This window comes from Pseudomonas sp. PvP009 (genome assembly GCF_017832995.1).
Classification (GTDB): Bacteria; Pseudomonadota; Gammaproteobacteria; order Pseudomonadales; family Pseudomonadaceae; genus Aquipseudomonas; species Aquipseudomonas syringae.
Genome location: NZ_JAFIBG010000001.1, coordinates 5,599,730 through 5,622,674 on the forward strand (window position 1 = coordinate 5,599,730; position 22,945 = coordinate 5,622,674).

General features: G+C 54.4%; 17 protein-coding genes, 1 tRNA gene and 2 pseudogenes. 10 read left to right on the forward strand and 10 right to left on the reverse strand.

Annotated elements, in window-relative coordinates:
- Positions 1-183: 183 nt before the first annotated feature.
- From JOE29_RS24160 to JOE29_RS24185, 6 genes are all read right to left on the reverse strand, one after another.
- Positions 184-1,542 carry an MFS transporter gene (locus JOE29_RS24160; RefSeq protein ID WP_024649504.1) on the reverse strand — a complete coding sequence of 453 codons (1,359 nt, stop codon included), beginning with the start codon at positions 1,540-1,542 and terminating at the stop codon, positions 184-186.
- Positions 1,543-1,752: 210 nt separating this feature from the next.
- Positions 1,753-2,094 carry a hypothetical protein gene (locus JOE29_RS24165; protein WP_245226744.1) on the reverse strand — a complete coding sequence of 114 codons (342 nt, stop codon included), beginning with the start codon at positions 2,092-2,094 and terminating at the stop codon, positions 1,753-1,755.
- Positions 2,095-2,464: 370 nt separating this feature from the next.
- On the reverse strand, positions 2,465-3,592 hold the full coding sequence (locus JOE29_RS24170) for a serine/threonine-protein kinase (RefSeq protein ID WP_210079943.1): 1,128 nt from the start codon (positions 3,590-3,592) through the stop codon (positions 2,465-2,467).
- Positions 3,589-4,653: a protein kinase family protein gene (locus tag JOE29_RS24175; protein ID WP_210079944.1), complete on the reverse strand. Its 1,065-nt coding sequence runs from the start codon at positions 4,651-4,653 to the stop codon at positions 3,589-3,591. Before JOE29_RS24175 ends, JOE29_RS24170 begins: the two co-directional genes overlap by 4 nt.
- A 14-nt stretch (positions 4,654-4,667) precedes the next feature.
- Positions 4,668-5,846 (reverse strand): protein phosphatase 2C domain-containing protein, encoded by a 1,179-nt coding sequence (locus JOE29_RS24180; RefSeq protein WP_210079945.1) that lies wholly within the window; start codon positions 5,844-5,846, stop codon positions 4,668-4,670.
- Between the two features lie 272 nt (positions 5,847-6,118).
- The gene (locus tag JOE29_RS24185) at positions 6,119-6,289 is read right to left on the reverse strand and encodes a hypothetical protein (RefSeq protein ID WP_245226746.1); all 171 of its coding nucleotides are present in this window, start codon (positions 6,287-6,289) and stop codon (positions 6,119-6,121) included.
- A 109-nt stretch (positions 6,290-6,398) separates the two neighbouring features.
- On the opposite strand from JOE29_RS24185, the gene JOE29_RS25540 reads away from it, so the two are divergent.
- The 4 genes from JOE29_RS25540 (at position 6,399) to JOE29_RS24205 (ending at position 10,964) form a co-directional block, all read left to right on the forward strand.
- On the forward strand, positions 6,399-6,704 hold the full coding sequence (locus JOE29_RS25540; RefSeq protein ID WP_245226748.1) for a hypothetical protein: 306 nt from the start codon (positions 6,399-6,401) through the stop codon (positions 6,702-6,704).
- Between the two features lie 549 nt (positions 6,705-7,253).
- Complete coding sequence (locus tag JOE29_RS24195) at positions 7,254-8,168, forward strand: hypothetical protein (RefSeq protein ID WP_210079946.1); 915 nt, start codon at positions 7,254-7,256, stop codon at positions 8,166-8,168.
- A 418-nt stretch (positions 8,169-8,586) separates the two neighbouring features.
- The gene (locus tag JOE29_RS24200; RefSeq protein WP_210079947.1) at positions 8,587-10,425 is read left to right on the forward strand and encodes an AAA family ATPase; all 1,839 of its coding nucleotides are present in this window, start codon (positions 8,587-8,589) and stop codon (positions 10,423-10,425) included.
- Positions 10,426-10,658: 233 nt separating this feature from the next.
- The gene (locus JOE29_RS24205) at positions 10,659-10,964 is read left to right on the forward strand and encodes an NIPSNAP family protein (RefSeq protein WP_210079948.1); all 306 of its coding nucleotides are present in this window, start codon (positions 10,659-10,661) and stop codon (positions 10,962-10,964) included.
- A 167-nt stretch (positions 10,965-11,131) separates the two neighbouring features.
- On the opposite strand, the pseudogene JOE29_RS25685 reads toward JOE29_RS24205, so the two are convergent.
- Together JOE29_RS25685 and JOE29_RS24215 are read right to left on the reverse strand one after the other, a co-directional pair.
- Positions 11,132-12,088 (reverse strand): annotated as a pseudogene (locus JOE29_RS25685) (site-specific integrase).
- A gap of 242 nt (positions 12,089-12,330) precedes the next feature.
- Positions 12,331-12,407, reverse strand: a tRNA-Arg gene (locus JOE29_RS24215).
- A gap of 23 nt (positions 12,408-12,430) precedes the next feature.
- Here JOE29_RS24215 and JOE29_RS24220 point away from each other — a divergent pair.
- The 6 genes and pseudogenes from JOE29_RS24220 to JOE29_RS25550 form a co-directional block, all read left to right on the forward strand.
- On the forward strand, positions 12,431-13,816 hold the full coding sequence (locus JOE29_RS24220) for an FAD-dependent monooxygenase (RefSeq protein ID WP_245226753.1): 1,386 nt from the start codon (positions 12,431-12,433) through the stop codon (positions 13,814-13,816).
- Positions 13,817-13,861: 45 nt separating this feature from the next.
- Positions 13,862-14,497 (forward strand): LysE family translocator, encoded by a 636-nt coding sequence (locus tag JOE29_RS24225; protein WP_210079950.1) that lies wholly within the window; start codon positions 13,862-13,864, stop codon positions 14,495-14,497.
- 286 nt (positions 14,498-14,783) lie between these two features.
- A complete protein-coding gene (gene gabD, locus JOE29_RS24230) occupies positions 14,784-16,226 on the forward strand; it encodes an NADP-dependent succinate-semialdehyde dehydrogenase (RefSeq protein ID WP_210079951.1) in 1,443 nt (480 codons plus the stop codon).
- A 179-nt stretch (positions 16,227-16,405) separates the two neighbouring features.
- A complete protein-coding gene (gene gabT, locus JOE29_RS24235; protein ID WP_003344741.1) occupies positions 16,406-17,686 on the forward strand; it encodes a 4-aminobutyrate--2-oxoglutarate transaminase in 1,281 nt (426 codons plus the stop codon).
- 156 nt (positions 17,687-17,842) lie between these two features.
- Positions 17,843-19,231 carry a response regulator gene (locus JOE29_RS24240; RefSeq protein ID WP_210079952.1) on the forward strand — a complete coding sequence of 463 codons (1,389 nt, stop codon included), beginning with the start codon at positions 17,843-17,845 and terminating at the stop codon, positions 19,229-19,231.
- 103 nt (positions 19,232-19,334) lie between these two features.
- Positions 19,335-20,523: pseudogene (locus JOE29_RS25550) on the forward strand (urea ABC transporter substrate-binding protein); the annotation flags it as partial.
- Positions 20,524-20,605: 82 nt separating this feature from the next.
- Here JOE29_RS25550 and JOE29_RS24245 read toward each other — a convergent pair.
- The gene (locus JOE29_RS24245) at positions 20,606-21,604 is read right to left on the reverse strand and encodes a sensor domain-containing diguanylate cyclase (RefSeq protein ID WP_003318683.1); all 999 of its coding nucleotides are present in this window, start codon (positions 21,602-21,604) and stop codon (positions 20,606-20,608) included.
- Positions 21,605-21,733: 129 nt separating this feature from the next.
- On the reverse strand, positions 21,734-22,918 hold the full coding sequence (gene desA, locus JOE29_RS24250; RefSeq protein ID WP_024683748.1) for a delta-9 fatty acid desaturase DesA: 1,185 nt from the start codon (positions 22,916-22,918) through the stop codon (positions 21,734-21,736).
- Between the last annotated feature and the right edge of the window lie 27 nt (positions 22,919-22,945).

Sequence of the window (22,945 nt, forward strand, 5' to 3'; positions counted from 1 at the left end):
TTCCAGGGCACCAAAAACAAAAAAACCGCACAAGGCGGGCTTTGGGCATTTCAGTCCACCGTCCAAAACACATCTAGATTTCAATATGGTGCCCAAGCGTGAATCACGCAAATAAAACCAAGCCGCCGCAGAGTGCATATGCAGTCTGCGGCGGCTCTTTTCTGCGAAGCCTGGGGCTCTAAATCAGCTTTGGCTTTGCTTCGGATCCTCAGCGTGAGCCCAACGATAATCCAGACGCGGCGCGAACACTTTGATCCGACGCTTGATCTTGATCAGAATCGGGTCATGCACCGGCTCCGGATCTTTCAGGAATACAGTGAGCACAGCACTCAGTGCGTACAACCCGGAGAACGCCCAGACCACACCTTCAATGCCGTAACTTTCATTGAAGATCGCAACAACAGCCGGGCCAACCCACGTCGACGCGCCTGCACCCAGGCTCAACACCGACAAGGCAGCCGCTTTGTTGTTCGGTGCCAAAGCAGGGGCAAGCGCCGACAGCGGCACGAAGCACGCCAGGGTCAGGCCGTAGAAGGCGCCGAAGATCGAGGCGATCAGGAAGTCGTTCGGAAACGCCTGTGGCATGAAGAAGAACAGCGGCGTGCTGATCGTGCTGCCCACTGCGCCAAACCACAGGATCGTGTTGCGATAACCGATCTTGGTGCTGATGACGCTGGAGCCCAGGTTGCCGATGATGTTGAACACAAACACGATGGTCAGCAGGCGCAGCCACTCTTCCAGGGTGAAGCCAACGGTTTGCATGAAGAAACCTGGCATGACCACCAGAAAGCCAAACATCGACGAGGTGTTGATGACGCGGACGATACCGGCCAATGACACTTTAGGACGTGTCCACATGATGGTGATGTTCTTGGCCATCGACACCAGCGGACGCTCGCCTTCCGGTGCCAGTCGGCGCATGCCATGAGCTTCGCGCATCCCGACCAGACCAATCACACCACCGATGACCACCAGGGCGAAGGACAGCCAGAAGGTCAGCAATGCGCCAATCAGCGGAATAGCGATGCTCGCCACCAGAGAGCCCAGCATTGGCAGGCCCGCGGCGTAAGCCACCCAGAACCAGCCCACGGCCATGCCCATCTTGCGGGACGGCGTGGAAGCCGCGATCCAGACCAGGAAACCGTAGGCGAAGAGCGGATAACCGAAACCGCGCAAACCATAGGTCAGCAGAATCATGGAATAGCTCAATTCCTGCAGCCCGTAGACCAGGAAGAGCACTTCGAACACGCTCCAGATAATCAATCCCAGGAACATCACCCGTTTCGGGCCCCAGATATTGGAGAGCGCGCCGGCGAGCCACGATGAAATACCGACCGTGACGCCATAGATGGTGAAGATCATGGCGACTTCATCGCCGGGCATGCCGCGTTCACTGAGGAAGGGCGAGAGGTATCCGAGTTCTACGCCATCGCCGATCATGAAGATCAACAGGCCGACAAAACCCCAGAACATGGGATAGGGAATACCAACTTTGTCGCAGAATCTAACGAGTGGAGTGTTCGGAGTTGATTGATCGCTCAATTTTCCGGTCCTTTTTGTTGCACGGCGTTTGGGCGCGCCGTAGGAATGGCCTCGATGAGGTTGAAAGACAGATTGGATAGCACAGGCATCCGCTTCGGGCAGCGAGCAAAACTGGCTTGATTATTTGACGCGCGGGGTCAGACATTGGAGCAGCTATCGTCGACCCATTAATCTATGTTTTTCTAGATTTTCGAGCCCGAAGCCGACCTTTTATGCCAGATGAAACGATTCATCACAACCGCAAGCCATTTTTTGGGGTGCGACAATATGTCCGGTTGTATTGTCTGAGGGGTTCGGATTTAGGGGGATGAGGTGTTTCGAATTGTGTATGAAAATAAATACATCTTTTTCCTGGGGTTGTGAGAAAAACGGTGAGCGGTGTGCCAGTGCTGGCGCATCTTCGGAACCGGTCAGGACGTCGAACATACAGAGGGTTTTGCTGGCATCGGTTGGGGTGGCGAGCATGCGTACCTCGATGCCCGCTTTCAGTTCCTTGTTCGTTTGGGCCATTTGCTGGGCCAACACCTTCTCGCCGTGACGTGTGGAGCGCACATAACGATCTCATCCAGCACCAAAAGCCAGAAACAACAAAGCCCGCACAGGGCGGGCTTTTGGGGTTCTTTGTAGACTGTGCACGACATGTCCAGATTTCAATATGGTGCACTAGGCGGGATTCGAACCCACGCCCCCTGCCTTCGGAGCCCTAAAAGTCGACGTTTAGAATCAATACGTTAGCGGGAATTAGCTGGGGAATCAACGGGTTGCGTTAGCTGAGGCTAGCTAGTTTTCGCCCCGATTAGCGGGGCGAGTGTGGCAAATTTGTGGCAAATTAGTGTCCCTATATTGGCAAACTGCGGGCCTGATCCATCCGGCCGTAGGATATATTCCATAAGCTAGTGCCTCACCCACCAGTGTCAATAAATTAAGTGGCATTTGGCTTCAATAGAAGTACAGGGGAGCACCGCGCGTTAGGAACTCCAGGATACATACTAAAGCTCACGCGCTGCCCTCTAGTCGGAGACTGACTTCCGAAAAAAACTGTACTGTGGAAAAATGTGGAATTTCCAGTTATATCATTGATAAAACCAAAATTTCCCGTACCACCAGCGGCATAGTTTATTTTGAAGTCGCTTACTACTCCAACGTTTCGATCAATCGAGGCATAGCACAGCATATTGAACGCCTCTACTATCTGAGACGCGTTCGGGCGGGCGACGGGGTCAAAAGTTAGGCAGCTTTCTATGATGCTCCAAAGTCCGTTTTCAAGCGTTTCGGTTACCTTATGAGTATTGAACCAGATTGGTTTTACTATATTTATCCCAGTAAAGGATAGCCGCCCAACATTGAAAATCGCTGCTCGTCCCATGCCGAATGGTGGGGCGCCTGACAATAGCTGATAAGCTATACACCCGAACGCCCAAATATCCATTGGCTGGCCCGCTGCTTTCCAGTTTACCCAGCATTCGGGTGCCATATAAGGAACTGCACCCAATAACGTATTGGACGATGTTAGAGTTGATTCGTCTTCATCGAATAAAGTCATTTCGGCTTCAATTTCGGATTCTGCAAGTTTTGCAATCCCAAAATCAGTCAGCTTTAATGTAGTAACACCTGGGTCTCCAGATGTCATTATGTTGCTAGGCTTAAGGTCTCTATGGCATATACCCACTCGATGGGCTTCGTTCAATGCCTTGGCCATGTGATGTAATATGTGAGCCGTCAGACCTGGGTCGAGATAGTAGAATTCATCCTCCAGAAGTTTTGCAAGGTCTCTACCTGGGACAAACTCCTCGACCAAAAATGTTACGTCTTCATCTTCAAAATAATCGAATGTCGCGGCGACGTTGGGATGCACTACACGTGCCCCCATTTCAGCTCCACGTCTAAATCGTCGATCAACTACCCCTGCTTTTGGAGTTTTTAACGCAACTATCCGGTTCAGAGCTAAGTCTCGCGCGACGTAGACCTCTTGCATGCCGCCCGCTGCATGGTATTCAAGCACTTCATAACGTCCAGCTAAAATTTGGTTAGGCGAAAATACATTGCTCATAACACAACCTCAGGACGAGATGATGAGAAATTGACCCACTCGCGGCTGGAGCGAAGTTCGGGTTTACCGAAAGTTAAAACACACGCTTCAGAAAGCTTTGCACCCGGTAGAAGGGGCCTATTATTGATGTAAACATCACCGGTAACAGCTCTGACTTCGAAGTCAAGTCCGTTGTAGTCAACCCGTATACCTCCCAAGTATCCAAGATTGACACTGACATTACGATTCAGGTGTGTCAGTTCGTAGATTGTCCTCTGACCAACTACGAACAAACCTTTGTGCTTGTTTCTGACCAAATAGCGAGCGCAAAGATCACTAATTAAACTGGCTGCCGGACGTCGATTGGGGTTTACATCTATGCAAGAATCCACGAGAGATATAATTTCGTCTGGCAAATCTGGAAGCGCGATTCTTATTGAAGGTGCTAAGCTTAGCGACTGTGGTGGCCGTTGCTGAAGCTCAGGTGGAAATACTTTTTGTGCTAACGCCCATGCGCAAACGCCAAAAGCATATATGTCCATCGCCGAAGTGATCTTAACTTCGTTCCCCCAGAACTCAGGAGCTGCGTAGACTAGTGTGGCTCTACTATTTATTGTGTAGTATCCAGAGTCGCCTGTGGAAATTCCGAAGTCAAAAAGTTTTAGAATGCTTGCTGCCGAGTCTCTGAAATTCTCCAGCTTTAGATCACGATGGATAATTCCTTTTTCATGTAGGTCGGTCAGTGCCGTCGCGATTTGGTACAGAACTTTAATGTAACTGTCGGTATTTTTCTGCGCTTCAACATGGAATTCGGCATAATTTCTACCCGTCAACTGCTCAATAATAATTCCTTGTGTAATCCCATGATCATCTAATATCACGTCGTAAATTTCCACGATATGACGAGATCTGGCGCTCGATAGTTGCCTAACCTCGTTTAGTAGCTGATCATTGTCTGCAGGGCATTGCATCGATTTAAATACGACGCGTCTATCTAGGAACGTATCATGTACAACTTCTACGGCACCAAATCCGCCGAACATCGGGTTCTGAGATAGCGGTTTATATCTTGTGGGTAGCATATGAATTCCATTTACTATTGTTTATAGTTTTCTTCGCTATCTATTGATGTATCCACGCTTATTTCAATTTTAGGCCGGCTGGAAATTCGCTGCCTTTTTTTTATCTCCGTACGCTCAACTAAATTCAATTGTTCGGGAGGTGCTATTTCATTTTTTTGCTTTGAACGGCCCGGTCTTTTAACAGGTTTTTTCTCTGGTGCAGACAGTTGCGACTCTGCTTGAGTGCTGGAAAAAATATAGTTTGTGAAAAACGTGAATTTTTGGTCCGTTAGCCAAACTTCTACCTTGGTGCTTTCATGACTTTTTGGCGCATTTTGTGAGCATAATGCAATTAATCTCGATGTATCTTCAATAATAATTATAGAGGAGTTGTCCGAGCCGCCTGTCCAATTTGCAAGGGCGAGCGCTCTTCGGCTTGATTCTATGGAAGATTTTGCATTAGCCACCACCAACTCAAATCCTATAGGATCATGTTTCCAACATCCGTCTGAACAGATGGCAACTGATCTTAAAAAATCTCCAGATTTGTTCACAACTATATTCAACTCTCTAGACTCGCGGCCCGCCTCGCCAATTGCCTGTGAGAGGCTTCCAAGGAGTCCTTTCTGAGCAAGAGCTGAAACGTCTTGCATGTTGAGTTTTTTTGCTTCGTTGCCAAGAGTATCATCTTCACTTATTTGGGTGAGCCTCTTATCCTTCGATGAATCCCATGTATATATTCGACTATCACCGATACTGCCGCCAATTAGCTCGCCAGCCGAAGTTGCCAATATAATACTGGCTGTTGTTGATCCGCTTCCAGATAAACAGGCTCTAACCTTATCGTCCATTCTCCGTATGACATGACTAAGGATTTGCTCTCCTGAAATCGCAGTCTTAATACGTGCAAGCTCGGAAAAAAGGGTAGCTACCGCGATTGAAGCTGCCAAGTCACCGTTTTTTGAACCTCCTACTCCATCGCATACGACAGCGACGAGGTACCTTTGTCCATTGGCTGCCGATATTCTCGCAACCGCAGACCTATCTTCGTGACGATTTCTAACTAATCCCTGGTGAGACCCAAAAGAGATTCCAAGCTCTTTGATTTCACTGCACTTCAACTGGTCCCATGAAGCATTGCTCAGCTCTATGAACAGAGCTTCTCCGATTTCTCCAGTCATCTCGCGGGCTAATGACTCGATATCTAAATTCATGTGCGCTCTTTAGAGTAGATATTCTTCGAATGTAGTGCGTCCACAGAATCGTCGTCGTAGTCAATTCCGTCAGTCCACTATAGCCCATTGCCGATGCGACGTGCGTTCGGTAGGTGGGAGCAGGCAGATAGCATCAGACAAACCATAAATTTTCAGGATGCTAAGACAGGCAACCCCCAAGCACGTAGAGCAATACTGATGGCAGCCTTGAGCGCTCCATCGGAGGTAGTAAAGCGTGGCTATAGGCAGGCGTACGCATCCACTGTCTGAGGTCACCGCCATCGCAAGCGTGATAGGCCTGGAACTGGCTCAAGCCCCGGCGATTTGCGCTGACGCACGGTCAGAGCGCTGAAGCCTGTCAATGCAGCGACCTCGGCAACGCCGATCAGTACGTAATCTGCTAGCTTCTGAATCTTTTGAATGGTTTCGTAATCGATGCTCATCGTGACTGTCGCTCGGCTGCTATGGAATACCTCCAGCTTTCGCCATGCGACTGCGGATTCACTAGGACACCTTTTTGACAGATGCGCGATTTAGCCAAAGAATGGCTCCATGCAGCCACACATTTCCGATGCAGATGTCGACCCAGATGAAGCCTTCCAGCTTGTTTTTCGTGAACTGAAACGTCATGAGGAAACGGGCCGGAGAAACTTTCTTGTCCGCGTCCCCGTGGATCTGCTTGAGTACCTGTTCTCAGCCATTTTGCGCAAGTCAGGGATGTCACGGGTGGCCCTTGAGCGGCTGCTGACGGAGCTGGGGATTTACGGATTCAAAGACGCGGACGGCCGGATTCTCCGACGGTATTTGAGCGGCCACAGACGCATGGCGTGGTCGACCTATCAGCGTTTGATGCTGTGAGCGTTATCAAGCGGCTGGATCAGCACCTGGATTTTCCGCGACTTGGCTTTCCGGTCGTATGGGCGAGAGGCAGCTCAACTTTGCGCACGGAAAATAGTGAACACCCTCAAGCGCCGGACAACGCTCCCCGAATTGACCAAGGCGCAGGTTGTCGAATTCTTCTATGAGATTTATCAGCTTAAGCAGCGCGAGCGCGATCAGGCTGTGGCTACCCGATTGCGGACCGACTCAGATACTAGAGAGCTCGTCCTGTGTCTTGATGCGTGATTGCGCTGACATGACCGTACGTTTGCATTTGACTTGATAAGCATACTGGGTGTCATTGACCGACTGAATTCGACCCAAATCGGACTATGGACAAGCCGCTGGCGAACTCGTAATCTGCTCGTAGGTTATATCGCTTTTAATCTCTCTTATGTCGCGCTTCCTGAGCGACTCCCGGACAGTTGCAGAAGCCAAGCTTAGGTACGGAGTATATGCGACAGAAGTGGCGTAGAATAAAAATTTGCATATCGTATATATATAGTTGGGTGTCTTATGGAGATTGCTTTGAACGATAAAGTAAAACAATGGATAGAGATGGAAGGCTATCCCTTGGAGTTCTCTACCGCCCATAAGTTTAAAAAAAGAAAATTCTCGGTGGAACAAGGCTATTTTGTAAAGGGTATAGATGGCAAGGCCAGAGAGGTTGATGTACTTGCAACAGCAAACTACCCAGTTGGTCGTTCATTCCTGCGAATTAAACATGTAATTGAATGTAAGTGGAGTAAAGATAAGCCATGGGTACTATTTAAAGATGAGAAAAGATTTGCAGCGTCGGCATTGGCAGCTCAGTTAATATCTTCATCTGCGGGACAAGCTATTGCCTGGATAGCCGCCGGAAGTGAAGATTTCAAAAACTTAGATATGTTTAGAGAGGTAGGTTTTTCATTCTCAGGAAGACAAGCTTTTTCAAAGGGGAATGATTTATTTTATCAAGCAGTTCAAGGAGTGGTTTCAAACTGCTTAAACATTGCCAGAACTTACGATGATTATGAGTTTGAGCCAGAAGACCATCTTTTGGCAGTGATTGCTCTGCCAGTAATCGTAATTGACGGAAGCCTGTTTGAGGCTACGTACGTCTCCGACAGCGATGAGCTGAATCTGGAAAATATCAGCCATGCTCGTCTGCGCTGGAAAGGAAACGAAGGGCGTGAGTTGAATACAATAATTGATATAGTGACTTCAGATTACTTAGATACCTTTTTAGACAATCGCGAAAAGGAGATGAACATCCTAATGAACTGCCTTGGGAAAACTTTGGCGCAGTTAATTCAATGCTTTCAAGAGAAAACAGAGAAGTACTTAATGATCACCGAAGGGCCAAGGGGGATATCCGGCAGGCCTGATTTGTTGCAGCGACTGAAAAAGATGTCAATACCTGAAATGCCGAGCTCGAAAGTATCTGACGATCCGGTGAGCTAGGCGTTAGGTTTCTACAGAGTAAGCGACTCCATCAGTGAAATAAATTTGAACAACAGTGGAGAGCTTTATTTCCAATTCGCCAGCGTCCGCACTGACAGAGAAATACCTTTTGCGAAGGGCAGCAGTTGGCAAGAAGCGGTCGTTGACAAAAAGTTACTTTCGGCCTGAATCTAGTGGTCTCGGTAAGCTGGCGATAGCTGAACCCACCCGGCTGTTGCGGCGACTTGAATTTGGACTCCACACAACCACTTGGTAAAGCGATTAGCCCTGCCAACATGATCAATTTCCGTATATTCTAACTGAGTTAATTTGATAGGATTTTGAATAATTTAAAAAACCAGGGACTAAAATCGTGAAGATAATATCAATTAGCGTAAATCAACACCTTGCTAGTACGCTGGGGCTAGGTAACTCTAATATGAAAAACCTAGGTGGTATTGTGGTTTTAACAGGGCGGAATGGTTGTGGAAAAACTCGCCTGCTCGCCGCTATCGATTGGTTGTTGCACGAATGCTTAAGCCAAGGGTACAAACAAATCAGGGAGACGCTAACGAATCTAAAATCTCCCGATCATCTGTTCAATAGTCATCCGTCGAAACACGATGTTGATCAGTATAGTTATTCGGGATTAATGCAAAGCTTCAAACATCAACTTGCAAAGCTTGAATCGGCCAATGGAATCGAATTGAGCTTTGATAGTCAGGAGAGGGAGGAAGAGAGTCTCCATAACTATTTAGAGATTTCCGTTCTACTTAAACGACCTCTTGAGTTGACTCTGAATTATACGGCCAAACTGTCGATAGGGATGACTCGAGATCTTGCAGACATATCCCATAACGGCCTCTTATCTTCCCCTCTATCCTACTTGCTGGATGTTTGTAGGCGCGTCGACAAGGAAATAAGAAACCAAGAGTCTAATGAAGATGAAATAGAGGTGATCAGCATATACCCGGGAATCTTTGAGCAGTTCAAAGATCTGCAGGCTCTTGTGTTAAACTTGCTCGATTTAAAACTTTTGCATACTGGGCATTTGGATAAAATCCCTATAAGCGAAATATCTTTATCCGAGGGGCAAGCTCGTCTGTTGCGGTGGGTAGTACTGTTTAATTCAAGGGCGCTCGAAAAAATATCAATACCGCTGCTTCTAGACGAGCCAGAGATTCACTTGCATCCTCACGTTTTAAATAACCTTATTAATCTTATTGTCATTAGAGCTCCAAGATGTCAAGTATGGGTGGCCACCCACAGTATTTCACTTGTTGCGCATCTGGCTGCTGATTACCCTCGATCAATTTGGTTTGGTAAAGATGGTGTTTTTGACACTGCCGGAAAAGAGCTACCTGTGGTGGTACAAGCCTTGCTGGGTGGTGAAGGTGGAGACGAAAAACTTATTGACTATTGTTTGAGCCCAGAGCGATTTGCATTTAACACATTTTGTGTCGAATGTCTATTTCCGCCTCAAACCGTGACTTATAAAAGCGGCGACCCACAAGTCGGGCAAATATTCAGTGCCATTCATTCCAAAAAAGTTAGCCCCATAGTGTTGCTTGACTTTGGAGCTGGGCAGGGCCGACTTTTAGATGGACTGGTCGATGCAGCAAAATCAAGTGAAGAAAGTAATAATTTTCATATGGATTTCTCATATTACGCCTACGAGCCATATCCAACTTCATTAAGTCGCTGTCAGGAAACAGTGGCTACTTACTATCTTGGGGAGCTCAACAGGGTTTTTTCTCGGCAAGAAGATATAAGTTCATTGCTATCCTTTGATTTGATAGTAATGGCAAACCTGCTCCACGAAGTTTTACCAAAAGAGTGGATGTCGGATATCTTCCGAGGTCCAGCAGTGCAGTACAATCTAAAGAATGAAGGGCATGTATTGCTGATTGAGGATACGCTACTGCCGACAGGTGAGCTCGCACACAACTTAGGTTTTGTCATGCTGGATCAGCCAGCTCTTGAGGTTTTATTTAAAGTAAGCCAAGGAGATAAAGATGAGGGGCTATTCATTGCTAGCTCAACTTTATGTGGGCGTTTACAGGCAACTTTGATTGGAAGGCAGCTTTTGCTCAGAGTCGAAGAAAGCTCTATCCTTGCGGCGCTAGAGGCTCAGCGCACAAGTGCTGTTAACTCCATCAAGGGCTTGCGAGCTAATTCAAAATTAGTCTCATATATGGATGGGCGTAAGCATGCGTACTTTACTCAGCTAGTAACCAATATCAGCTTAGCGCTAGAGGATTTTAATAGTACTTCCTGAATATGGTAAATGCGGCAACCTTGCTAATTGTTGCTGCTTTTATTTTGCACTAGCTAAGCTTCTTTAACGGATGGAGACATTTCACTTTTGGCTGAGAGTCGCTGGTCGCTGGAGGCGGTTCTCGATCTGTCGATGCCGTTGACTATGGGCAGAAATTGATCCGAAGCGGACATTTGAGTAGGTGTCGGCGCCTACGTAGAATTTCTCACCTCTAAAGTCAAAGGACTGATCTCATGATTACCTGCCACGTCAAATACGTTATCGACCCCTACCAGGTTGCCGCCTTCGAAAGTTATTCGCGCCAATGGATCGCGATAGTGACCCGTCTGGGCGGCCACCATCATGGTTATTTTCTGCCCGCTGAGGGCGCGAATAACATTGCTTACTGCTTATTCAGCTTCGCTAGCCTTGCTGACTACGAACGATATCGGCAAAAGGCCGCGCAGGATCCTAAGTCCGCGCGACTGGTCGAGGAAGCGACTGAGTTAAGGTTTATCGAGAGCTACGAAAGAAGCTTCCTTCGTCCTATACTTGAGTGATGCAAAGGGGCTATCCCTGTCTGGCTCTGACGTCCGACCGCTTTTGGCCGACTTCTGCCGGTAAAAGCACATCCAGTGTGCTGGCCTCATCCGACGCACACTGCTTGCCCAGCGTTGCCCAAATGATGCTCCGTCTGTGCAATTGCCCGCCGACGGGTGTAGTTCGATCAAGCCAGCTTCGCCGCCAGCTCCTCTGCAGTAACGTTGTAATATCGCTTCAGCATGTTCACCTCTCGATGCCCCGTCACGCTCGCAAGCTCAATCAAATTCGGCAGTTTGGTCGCAAGCCGACAGCTCGCTTCATGCCGCAGGTCGTGAAAGCGCAGATTGATCAGAAAGTCTTCCTAAGGCGTGACCTGCGCTACGTCGCAATCTCCCAAGTATTTTAGCCTCGCACGCTCCAGACCTCGGACAAAGGCCTTCTTGAGCGCATCAGCCGTGGTGGGAAAAACTCGACCGCACAGCAAGCGCGGCAAGTTCTTTAGCAGATGAATAGCCTTCGGCGAAAGCGGGACGGTTCTGGGCAGGCCGTTTTTGGTTGCGGGCAGGTGCGCGGTTCTACGCTCCAGGTTCACATGCTTCCAGCGCAGCTCGAAAATCTCGCCACGGCGCATGGCTGTCTCAATCACCAGTTGGACGATGGGCCGTATCCAGGGGTTGTGTGATGCATCGGCGTAGGTCCCATCAGCCCGTCGCTCACGAAGCTCTAACGCGCCGAGCATGTATTGCTCTTCTATTGGATCGAGCCGTCGCGAGCGCTCGTCGTTGTAGCTAGGGCGGCTGACCATCCTGACTGGATTCTCGGCCAGATGAATTCCCCACTCGCGGCGAGCGACCTCAATCACGCACTGAAACAAAGCCAGCTCACGTTTCACCGTATTACCTTTGCGGATCTTCAAGCGCTCGTCACGGCAGAGGGCAAAATCTGAAGAGGTGAGGGTCGCAACGAGGCGTGTTGCTAGCGGATGACGCTTGAGCGCTTCCAAGCGTTTGATTTCCGAATACGCGCCTTTGTGCTTCGGAGCGATCTCGGAGATGTGGCGATTGGTGAGTTGATGAAAGACGGTGCGTTCCGCCTCGACGCGAGAGACAAAGATGCCCCGGTCGATTTCGCTTTCGACCATTCCCGCCCAGACTTAGGCATCGAATTTTGTTTCGAAGGGTTCTGCCGGGCTGGATAGCCCTTACGGCGAATTTGCGCTTCCCACTGTCCTCATCCAACGGCTGGGCCGCGATTTCTGATCGCTGCCATTTCGACCATTCCCGCAACACTTGAGAATGGGAGATCGCAGCAAAAACGACTTTAAGGACTAAGACTGGTATCTGACGGTAGCGACAACCCTCGTGAACACAAGGGAAAAGAAGATGGTGCACCAGGCGGGATTCGAACCCACGACCCCTGCCTTCGGAGGGCAGTACTCTATCCAGCTGAGCTACTGGTGCGACGCGGGCGCCATGATACTCACATGGGTACGGGGCGTCCAGTTGCGGGCGGTGTGCGACACAAATCATCCGCCTTCCATCACCCCACACCCACCTCCACCCACAAAGGAACAGCCCACCGCTACCGGCACAACCGCCAGCTGGTGCATGATGCTCCCCATACCACTCCGTCAGACTGTTCCCACCGAGGGCCTCTTATCAATCAGTTCAAAAGCATCGAGCGCAGCCCGTGCCGCGTTCTTATTACCGGGGCCAGTATCGCGGGTTGTGCCGCGGCCTGGTGGCTGACGCAGCGCGATTGCGATGTCACGGTTGTGGAGCAGGCGCCTGCCTTTCGTGATGGCGGGCAGAATGTGGATGTGCGGGGCGCGGCTCGGGAGGTCTTGCGCCTGATGGGGCTTGAGCAGGCGGTGAAGGAGCTCAACACCGGCGAGACGGGGCTTGCGTGGGTGGATGAGGATAACCGCACGGCGACGCGCATCGATCTGGCGGGGCTGGACGGGGACGGGCCGACGGCTGAGCTTGAGGTGTTGCGCGGTGATCTTGCGCGTCTGCTGTATGAGGCGTCGTCTGCTGATGCGTTCTATCGCTTCGGTGATCGTATCGTCTCGGTCGAGCACGATGCGGAGGGCGTGTCGGTCACGTTCGAAGGCGGTGGCGAGGAGCGTTTTGATCTGTTGATCATTGCCGAAGGTGTCGGTTCGCGCACGCGGGAGCTGGTGTTCCCCGGCGAGAATCAGCCGCGCCGGATGGACCTGGCCAGCGCGTTCTTTACCGTGCCTCGTGCGCCGACCGATAGTCAGACCGCGCGCTGGTACAACGCGGTGGGCGGTCGCAGTGCGGGCGTTCGTCCGGACAATCGCGGTACGACGCGTGCGTTCTTTAATGTGCAGGGCCGAAGCCACCTGACGGTCGGCAACAGTGTTGCCGAGCAGAAGGCGTTTCTTCGGGCGTCGTTTGCAGGCGCGGGCTGGGAGGTGCCTCGTCTGCTGGAGGGGATGGAGGCTGCTGAGGATTTCTGGTTCGATGATCTGCGTCAGGTGAAGATCGATCGCTGGTCGAATGGTCCGGTGGTCCTGCTGGGCGATGCGGCGTGGTGTGTCACGCCGCTGGGTGGAGTCGGTGCTTCGTTATCGCTTATTGGCGCGTATGTGCTGGCGGGCGAACTCACCAAGACCGATACGATTGCAGAGGCGCTTGCCTCGTACGAATATGTCCTGCGCCCTGTGGTGAAAAAGTCGCAGAGCGTGCCGAAACTTGTCCCGCGTCTGGTCCATCCTCGCAGTCAGACCGGGGTGAAAATCCTGCGCGCCGTGCAGCGGCTGGTGGCAACGCCTTTTATCAGCAAGCGTGCTGCCAGGGCGCTGACCCCGGCGGTGCAGTCTTTCACGCTTCCGGATTATCGATAGCGCTACAGGCGTGGGTTAATGCCTGCGCCACAGGGAGAATAAAAAATGGAATCACTACAACAGTGGCTCAGCTTCGCGATGATTGCCTTGTTCGTTACGCTCACGCCGGGGCCGGCGGTGATCATGGCGCTGTCGAATTCAATCACCCACGGGCCGGCGAGGGCGATGATTGGTTCGCTTGGCAACGCCTTGGGGTTGATCGTGGTTGCCACGGCGGTAACGGCCGGGCTGGGCGCGATTCTGGTAGCGTCCGCCAGTGCCTTTCTGGTGCTGAAAATCGCAGGCGCGGGGTATCTGGTTTATCTGGGGATCAAGCAGTGGCGTAGCGCGCGCAGTGCATTTGATGCACTGGCCGACGTGCCCAAAGCGGTGTCCACAGGGGGGCTGTTTATCAAAGGCATCTCGGTGGCGCTGACCAACCCCAAGGCGATTCTGTTTTTCATCGCGTTTCTGCCGCAGTTCATTCAGCCAGGCACCTTTCAGGTGGAGCAGACGGGGGTGCTGATCGTGACCTTCGCCGGCTGCTCTGTGGTTGCTCACGTCTTTTATGTGCTGCTGGCACAGACGCTCAAGCGCCACCTCAATTCGGCCAGCAGGCGCCAGAACGTCAATCGGGTGTTTGGCGCGTCGTTCATTGGTCTGGGGCTGAGCCTGTTCACGTTGAAGGGCAGGGCCGCCTGATCGCGTTGCGGTTGCAAGATGCCTCTGCGTCGCGGCTCGACGCTGATCAGAAAACCACACACCTCCCTGCGCCCGTTCTTTTTTTCGAACGGGCTATTGTCCTTTCCCCCCGCAATGCCTAGGATTCGTTTGAGATTTCAAACGCTCTTGTTCGGTCTTCCTGTCTTCATGCGTTGCGCAGCGCTGGAACCCGATGGAATGTTTTCCTGACGATGGCTTCCAAATGGGGTGCATCGATATCAATTGTTCGCGTCGCCTGTCGGGCGATGCTGTTTAGGAGGCCGACATGCAGCTCAAAGATTCCACACTGTTCCGCCAGCAGGCCTACATCAATGGCCAGTGGCTGGACGCGGACGGTGGTCAGTCGATCAAGGTCAACAACCCTGCCAACAACGAGATCCTCGGCACGGTGCCAAAAATGGGCGCAGCCGAGACGCGTCGGGCGATTGAGGCGGCTGACAAGGCGCTGCCGGCCTGGCGTGCGCTGACCGCCAAGGAGCGTGGCAATAAGCTGCGCCGCTGGTTCGAGCTGATGATCGAGAACCAGGACGACCTGGGTCTGCTGATGACGCTGGAGCAGGGCAAGCCGCTGGCCGAAGCCAAGGGCGAGATCACCTACGCCGCGTCGTTCATCGAGTGGTTCGCCGAAGAGGCCAAGCGTGTTTATGGCGATGTGATCCCTGGTCACCAGCCGGACAAGCGCCTGATCGTGCTCAAGCAGCCGATTGGTGTGACGGCGGCGATCACCCCGTGGAACTTCCCGGCGGCGATGATCACCCGCAAGGCCGGCCCTGCACTGGCGGCGGGCTGCACCATGGTGCTCAAGCCTGCGTCGCAAACGCCGTTCTCGGCATTGGCACTGGCTGAGCTGGCCGAGCGTGCGGGTATCCCGGCGGGCGTGTTCAGCGTGGTGACCGGCAGCGCAGGCGATATCGGTGCCCAGCTGACCGGCAACCCGATCGTGCGCAAACTGTCCTTCACCGGCTCGACCGACATTGGTCGCCAGCTGATGGCCGAGTGCGCCAAGGACATCAAGAAGGTGTCCCTGGAGCTGGGCGGTAACGCGCCTTTCATCGTGTTCGACGATGCCGACCTCGACAAGGCGGTCGAAGGCGCGATGATCTCCAAGTACCGCAACAACGGCCAGACCTGCGTGTGCGCCAACCGCATCTACGTGCAGGACGCGGTGTATGACGCGTTCGCCGAGAAGCTCAAGGCAGCGGTCGGCAAGTTGAAGATCGGTAACGGCCTGGAAGAAGGCGTCACCACCGGCCCGTTGATCGACGACAAGGCGGTGGCCAAGGTCAAGGAACACATCGCCGACGCCGTCAGCAAGGGCGCAACCGTGCTGACCGGTGGCAACAGCCTGGAAGGCTCGTTTTTCGAACCGACCATTCTGGTCAATGTGTCGAAAGATGCCGCCGTAGCCCGGGAAGAAACCTTTGGTCCGCTGGCCCCGCTGTTCCGCTTCAAGGACGAGGCCGAAGTGATCGCGATGGCCAACGACACCGAGTTTGGTCTGGCGTCGTACTTCTACGCGCAGAACATGAGCCGCGTGTTCCGTGTCGCCGAGGCGCTGGAATATGGCATGGTGGGTATCAACACCGGCCTGATCTCCAACGAGCTGGCACCGTTCGGCGGTATCAAGTCGTCCGGCTTGGGCCGTGAAGGCTCCAAGTACGGCATCGAAGATTATCTGGAAATCAAATACCTCTGCCTGTCGGTCTGACCGACACTTGGGTATTGCAGCCGATGGCGCGCGAGAGCGACGTGTCATCGGCTTTTGTTGTACCGCAGTTTCCTGGTGGCCTGAAGGCTGCAGCAGTCGATCATCGTATGCTGCCGCAGTTGATCCGGTCCGCTTGATCCTTGACCCACGCCGACCGATGAGCGGCGAATGAGGAATACATGAGCAAGACTAACGAATCCCTGATGCAACGCCGCCATGCAGCCGTCCCGCGTGGCGTTGGTCAGATCCACCCGATCTTCGCTGCGTCGGCGAAGAACGCGACCGTTACCGACGTCGAAGGTCGTGAATTCATCGACTTCGCGGGCGGTATTGCCGTTCTCAACACCGGTCACCTGCACCCGAAGATCATCGCCGCGGTGCAAGAGCAGCTGACCAAGCTAAGCCACACCTGCTTCCAGGTACTGGCTTACGAGCCTTACGTCGAGCTGTGCGAAAAAATCAACGCCAAAGTCCCAGGCGATTTCGACAAGAAAACCCTGCTGGTGACCACCGGTTCCGAAGCGGTGGAAAACGCCGTGAAGATCGCCCGTGCTGCGACGGGTCGTGCGGGCGTCATCGCCTTCACCGGCGCTTACCACGGCCGCACCATGATGACCCTGGGCCTGACCGGCAAGGTCGTGCCTTACTCGGCCGGCATGGGCCTGATGCCAGGCGGTATCTTCCGCGCGCTGTACCCGTGCGAACTGCATGGCGTGAGCGTGGATGATTCCATCGCCAGCATCGAGCGCATCTTCAAGAACGACGCCGAGCCCAAGGACATCGCTGCGATCATCATCGAACCCGTACAGGGCGAGGGTGGTTTCTACGTGGCGCCGAAGGCCTTCATGCTGCGTCTGCGCGAGCTGTGCGACAAGCACGGCATTCTGCTGATCGCTGACGAAGTGCAGACCGGCGCTGGCCGTACCGGCACGTTCTTCGCGATGGAGCAGATGGGCGTTGCGGCTGACCTGACTACTTTCGCCAAGTCCATCGCAGGCGGCTTCCCGCTGGCGGGCGTGTGCGGCAAGGCTGAATACATGGACGCCATCGCACCCGGCGGTCTGGGCGGCACGTATGCCGGTAGCCCGGTGGCCTGCGCTGCGGCACTGGCGGTGCTGGATATCTTCGAAGAAGAGCACCTGCTGGAGCGCTGCAAGGCGGTTGGCGAGCAGTTGGTGACCTCGCTCAAGGCGATGCAGGCCAAGTACCCGGTTATCGGTGAAGTGCGTGCGCTGGGTGCGATGATCGCTGTCGAGCTGTTCGAAGGCGGTGACTCGCACAAGCCTAACGCCGCTGCTGTGGCTCAGGTGGTGGCCAAGGCGCGTGACAAGGGTCTGATTCTGCTGTCCTGCGGTACTTACGGCAACGTGTTGCGCGTACTGGTACCGTTGACCGCTGAAGACGAATTGCTGAACCGCGGCCTGGCCATTCTTGACGAATGCTTCGCTGAAATCGCGTAAAAAGTGTGAAGTCATGAATTGATTAATTTATGACCAAACAGACAAAAAAAGCCCGTTTCGACGGGTTTTTTTTGCTTTAGAGCAGGGTATTTCGCTGTTTTGGGTATATCCGGACGTTTGCATTGGCTAAGGTGGTCGCATTGACATCGGAGAGTCATGATGACCGCTGTAGTTTTGCCCGCCGTTCCTCGCGTACTGATAGCCGAGTCTGATCCGTGGGTTCGCGAGACGCTCAGCGACCTGGTGCTGGGCGTGCGTGCGGATATCGAGCTGGAGATGTGCTCCGATGGCAAACAGGCCGTCGAGTGGATGAAAAAACACCTGCCGGACCTGATCATCGCCGCCCGCGAGCTGCCGGGGATCGATGGCCTGAGCCTGCTGCGGGGCGTGCGCAATCTGCGTCGTCAGCCCGCCATCCCGTTCATTCTGATCAGCAATCGCAATGACAGCGCCAGCGTGCGCGAGGTCGTGCCGCTGGCGCCGACTGCCTACCTGACCAAACCACTGAACACCGAAGGGCTGCGCCAGCGTCTTGAAGGCCTGCTGCTGGAACGCAGTGCCCCGGCTGCGGGTGCGGTGCCCGCGCTGACGCCGGGTCTGACCCTGACCAAGTTTCTCGACAAACGCCGTGACATCGCCGATGGAGCGCCGCTGTTTGTCGATGTCGCCACCGCGGTGACGCTCAGCCAGACCGCCAGTGGCATCGACGCCGCCCTGCTGGAGCAGGAACTGCGCAATGATCCGCACATTACTGCCGTACTGATCGCAGCCGCCAACACGGCGGCTCAGCACCTGGGCAAGCCGATTCAGACCATGGGCGGGGCGCTGGCCATTCTCGGGCCAGTGCAGGTCGCCAATATCGCGTCCGGTCTGGGCAAAAAGCGTATGGCAGTGCTGACCGACGACGCGTTGCTGGCCAAGGCCCATGAGCTGTGGACGCTGTCGCAGCGCACGGCTGATTACGCACGCATTCTGGGCGGCATGCTGGAGCTGGATGCGGAGCGCTGTTTCTGTGCCGGACTGTTGCAGTCGCTGGGCGATCTGGCGGTGTTGGGTTGTCTGCAGGAGTGGCTGCTGGCTGGCGGCCATCTGGATGAGCAGGTGATCGGGCAGTCTCTGGAGCAGTACTCCGCTGCCTTCGGTTCTGCTCTGCGCACCCGCTGGCGTTTGCCGCTGGAACTGCGTGAGCTGATCGCTGCGGTGTATCAGTACAATACCGGCATCTACACACGCGAAGTGCTGACAATGAACCTGGCGGGGCAGATGGCGCGCCTGGGCGAGGAAGAAAGTGTCACCACGCTGGTCAAGACCAAGTCGGCAAAACTGTTGAAGCTCAGCGTCGGTGACTTGCAGCGCCTGCGCAAGAAGCTGACGGGTGTGACGGATCCGAGTTTGCTGAGGCCGCTGACTAGCGAAACTGAGGTGACTGTCGATGCGGTCGACGACGAGCCTGATCTGCTCGACCTGGCGCCTGAGGCACCTGCTGAAGAGCCTGCTGCACTTGAGGATCCGGCTGGCGCTGTTCAGGGTCCGCCCGAAAAGTAAAAACCTGACTGACGCAGAAAATCCATCGACTGTACCGGCCTCTTCGCGAGCAAGCTCGCTCCCACAAGGTACCGCGTACTCCCGTAGGAGCGAACTTGTTCGCGAAGGCGGTATTCCTGACGCAGAAAATCCATCGACTGTACCGGCCTCTTCGCGAGCAAGCTCGCTCCCACAAGGTACCGCGTGCTCCCGTAGGAGCGAACTTGTTCGCGAAGGCTATATTCCAAACGCAGCCAACGCATTGAATGTACCGCCCTCTTCGCGGACAAGTCCGCTCCTACAGGGTACCGCGTGCTCCTGTAGGAGCGAACTTGTTCGCGAAGGCGGTATTCCTGACGCAGAAAGTCCATCGACTGCACCGGACTCTTTGCGAGCAAGCTCCCACAAGGTACCGAGTACTCCTGTAGGAGCGAACTTGTTCGCGAAGGCTATATTCCTGACGCAGGAAATCCATCGACTGCACCGGACTCTTCGCGAGCAAGCTCGCTCCCACAAGGTACCGCGTACTCCTGTAGGAGCGACCGGGGTGGCGATCCGCCTTGTTCGCGAAGGCGGTATTCCTGACGCAGGAAATCCATCGACTGCACCGGCCTCTTCGCGAGCAAGCTCGCTCCCACAAGGTACCGCGTGCTCCCGTAGGAGCGAACTTGTTCGCGAAGGCTATATTCCAAACGCAGCCAATGCATTGAATGTACCGCCCTCTTCGCGGACAAGTCCGCTCCTACAGGGCACCGCGTACTCCTGTAGGAGCGAACTTGTTCGCGAAGGCGGTATTCCTGACGCAGGAAATCCATCGACTGCACCGGCCTCTTCGCGGGCAAGCTCACTCCCACAAGGTACCGCGTGCTCCCGTAGGAGCGACCGGGGTGGCGATCCGCCTTGTTCGCGAAGGCTATATTCCTGACGCAGGAAAGCCATCGACTGCACCGGACTCTTCGCGAGCAAGCTCGCTCCCACAAGGTACCGCGTACTCCTGTAGGAGCGAACTTGTTCGCGAAGGCTATATTCCAAACGCAGCCAATGCATTGAATGTACCGCCCTCTTCGCGGACAAGTCCGCTCCTACAGGGTACCGCGTGCTCCCGTAGGAGCGAACTTGTTCGCGAAGGCTGTATTCCAAACGCAGCCAATGCATTGAATGTACCGCCCTCTTCGCGAGCAAGCTCGCTCCCACAAGATACCGCGTGCTCCCGTAGGAGCGAACGTGTTCGCGAAGGCGGTATTCCTGACGCAGAAAGTCCATCGACTGCACCGGCCTCTTCGCGAGCAAGCTCGCTCCCACAAGGTACTGCGTGCTCCTGTAGGAGCGACCGGGGTGGCGATCCGCCTTGTTCGCGATGGGGCCGGTCGTGCTTTCTACATTCGGGAAAGCATTTCAGACCAGTACGATCTGGTTCTTGCCCTGGCGTTTGGCCTGATACATCGCTGCGTCGGCGCGGCCGTAGAGGGTTTCGAGGCTTGGGTCGTCAGCGCCCAGGTTGGTCAGGCCCTGGCTGGCAGTGATGCTGAAGGTGGTGCCGCCTGACTGGAAGTTCTGGCGCTGGATCTCGCGTTGCAGTCGCTCGGCGATCTGCATGGCCATGTCCGGCGCGCAGCCGGGGAATACTGCGGCGAACTCTTCGCCACCGATACGCCCGAACAGGTCACCCCGCCTCAATGCCGAACGACCGCTTTCGGCGATGCGCTGCAGCACGGTATCGCCTTCCTGATGACCGTAGGTGTCGTTAACCAGCTTGAAGTCATCGATGTCCAGCAGCAGGAACGCCAGCGGCGTGCCGTTGAGGCGGGCCAGTTCGAACTCGCGCTGGGCGCATTCGAAAAAGTGCCGGCGGTTGCTGCTCTGGGTCAGCACATCGGTGGTTGCCAGGCGTTGCAGCTCATCCTCGAGGTGCTTCTTCTCGGTGATGTCTTCGGCGATGCCCACCACGATCAGACGCTGGCTGACATCGGCGCGCTGGCTGACGAAGCATTTGTCGCTGAGCCAGCGCACTTCGCCGTCCGCACGAATGATCCGGTACTCGCGGTCTTCGATCGAGCCTTTCTCGATGACCTCGTTGAGGCTGCGCTCGGCGTAATTCAGGTCATCGGGGTAGATGCTGTCGCGCCACTCGCTGTAGTCAGCCAGCAGCAGGCCCGCCGAACGACCGAAGATGCGCTCGTAGGCCGGACTGACATAGATCATCTGCTGAGTTTGCCAGTCGAACGCCCACAGAACAGCGTTCACGCTCACCAGCAACGAGCTGAACAATTGTTCACGCTCGCTCAGGCGTGCGACTTCTGCCTGAGCGTGCATCAGGGCTAACAGGGTTTCTGCGGCTGCGGGCATATCGGTGATCGGAGTGCCGGATAGGGAGGTGGGGGGCTGCTTTTCCATAAGAACCATCTCAAGCGTTTACGGCCAGTGAGGCGCCCTGTCCCGATTGGCGGGAAAGTGGATGAGATAGACGAGGAGGGGATAAGTTCCGGGACCGGCGCGCCAGGGGATGGCGCGCCGATCAACGGTTCAAGCGTGGGCGGGGCGCAGCGAGTAGGTTTTCAGCTGGTCGGCGAACTCGCGCAACGAGTGAATACCACTGGCTTCGGCCTCGTGAATCCACTCTTTCATGGCCGACAGCATGTCGTGACCGTTGCTGCTGGTCTTGACCCAGATCTGCTGCAGGGCCAGGCGTTTTTCATAGATCACCTTCAGCGCATGGCTGTGTTCCAGCATGGTCTGGATACGCAGGTGATGCCTGTCATCGAGCAGGCTGGTCTCACGCGACAGCAGACGTTTTGCGCGGCGGAACTGATGACGCACCGACTCGTCGGCCTTGCCGAGTTCCTGGGCAACCAGCGGCGCGATGACCAGCTTGCGGTACTGCGCCATGATCTGGAAACGGTTGTTGAGGATCGCCATTGCGGTGTCCATGTCCATATGGCCCTTGCCTTCGACGCGATGGGCGATAGGCGCGACCCGCTGGACCTTGGCCAGACCGAGGAAGCTGAACAGTTTGATCCACGCCCAGCCCATGTCGAACTCCCATGGCTTGACCGACAGCTTGGCCGAGTTGGGATAGGTGTGGTGGTTGTTGTGCAGTTCTTCGCCGCCGATCACGATGCCCCACGGCACCAGATTGGTGGCTGCGTCGCGGCATTCGAAGTTGCGATAGCCAACGGCATGACCCAGACCATTGACCACGCCGGCAGCCCAGAAGGGAATCCACATCATCTGCACGGCCCAGACCGTGATACCGAGCGCGCCGAACAGCGCCACGTCGATGACCGCCATCAGGGCGATACCCAGCAGCTTGTAGCGCGAATACAGATTGCGCTCGATCCAGTCTTCCGGGCAGTTCTTGCCGTAGATACGCAGGGTGTCCTGGTTCTGCGCTTCCTCGCGGTACAGTTCGGCACCCTTGCGCAGCACAGTGGACAGACCCTTGACGACCGGGCTGTGCGGGTCATCGACGGTTTCGCATTTTGCGTGGTGTTTGCGGTGGATGGCTGTCCACTCGCGGGTATTCTGGGCAGTGGTCAGCCACAGCCAGAAGCGGAAGAAGTGTTTCAGACCCGCATTGAGCTCAAGTGAGCGGTGGGCTGAATAGCGGTGCAGATAGACCGTCACGCCGACAATAGTTATATGGGTCATCGCCAGCGTGACCGCTATTACCTGCCAGACGGAAAGGTCGAGCAAACCGTTGTACCACATAGGCTGTTTGGCCCTCGTAGAAATACC

Excerpts from the sequence above, each read along its gene's own strand:
- JOE29_RS24240 (WP_210079952.1), top strand. The coding sequence starts at position 17,843 with ATGATGACCGCTGTAGTTTTGCCCGCCGTTCCTCGCGTACTGATAGCC.
- JOE29_RS24220 (WP_245226753.1), top strand. The coding sequence starts at position 12,431 with ATGGGTACGGGGCGTCCAGTTGCGGGCGGTGTGCGACACAAATCATCC.
- JOE29_RS24170 (WP_210079943.1), bottom strand. The coding sequence starts at position 3,592 with ATGAGCAATGTATTTTCGCCTAACCAAATTTTAGCTGGACGTTATGAA.
- JOE29_RS24205 (WP_210079948.1), top strand. The coding sequence starts at position 10,659 with ATGATTACCTGCCACGTCAAATACGTTATCGACCCCTACCAGGTTGCC.
- JOE29_RS24245 (WP_003318683.1), bottom strand. The coding sequence starts at position 21,604 with ATGGAAAAGCAGCCCCCCACCTCCCTATCCGGCACTCCGATCACCGAT.
- JOE29_RS25540 (WP_245226748.1), top strand. The coding sequence starts at position 6,399 with ATGCAGCCACACATTTCCGATGCAGATGTCGACCCAGATGAAGCCTTC.
- JOE29_RS24175 (WP_210079944.1), bottom strand. The coding sequence starts at position 4,653 with ATGCTACCCACAAGATATAAACCGCTATCTCAGAACCCGATGTTCGGC.
- gabD (WP_210079951.1), top strand. The coding sequence starts at position 14,784 with ATGCAGCTCAAAGATTCCACACTGTTCCGCCAGCAGGCCTACATCAAT.
- gabT (WP_003344741.1), top strand. The coding sequence starts at position 16,406 with ATGAGCAAGACTAACGAATCCCTGATGCAACGCCGCCATGCAGCCGTC.
- JOE29_RS24185 (WP_245226746.1), bottom strand. The coding sequence starts at position 6,289 with ATGAGCATCGATTACGAAACCATTCAAAAGATTCAGAAGCTAGCAGAT.
- desA (WP_024683748.1), bottom strand. The coding sequence starts at position 22,918 with ATGTGGTACAACGGTTTGCTCGACCTTTCCGTCTGGCAGGTAATAGCG.
- JOE29_RS24200 (WP_210079947.1), top strand. The coding sequence starts at position 8,587 with ATGAAAAACCTAGGTGGTATTGTGGTTTTAACAGGGCGGAATGGTTGT.
- JOE29_RS24180 (WP_210079945.1), bottom strand. The coding sequence starts at position 5,846 with ATGAATTTAGATATCGAGTCATTAGCCCGCGAGATGACTGGAGAAATC.
- JOE29_RS24225 (WP_210079950.1), top strand. The coding sequence starts at position 13,862 with ATGGAATCACTACAACAGTGGCTCAGCTTCGCGATGATTGCCTTGTTC.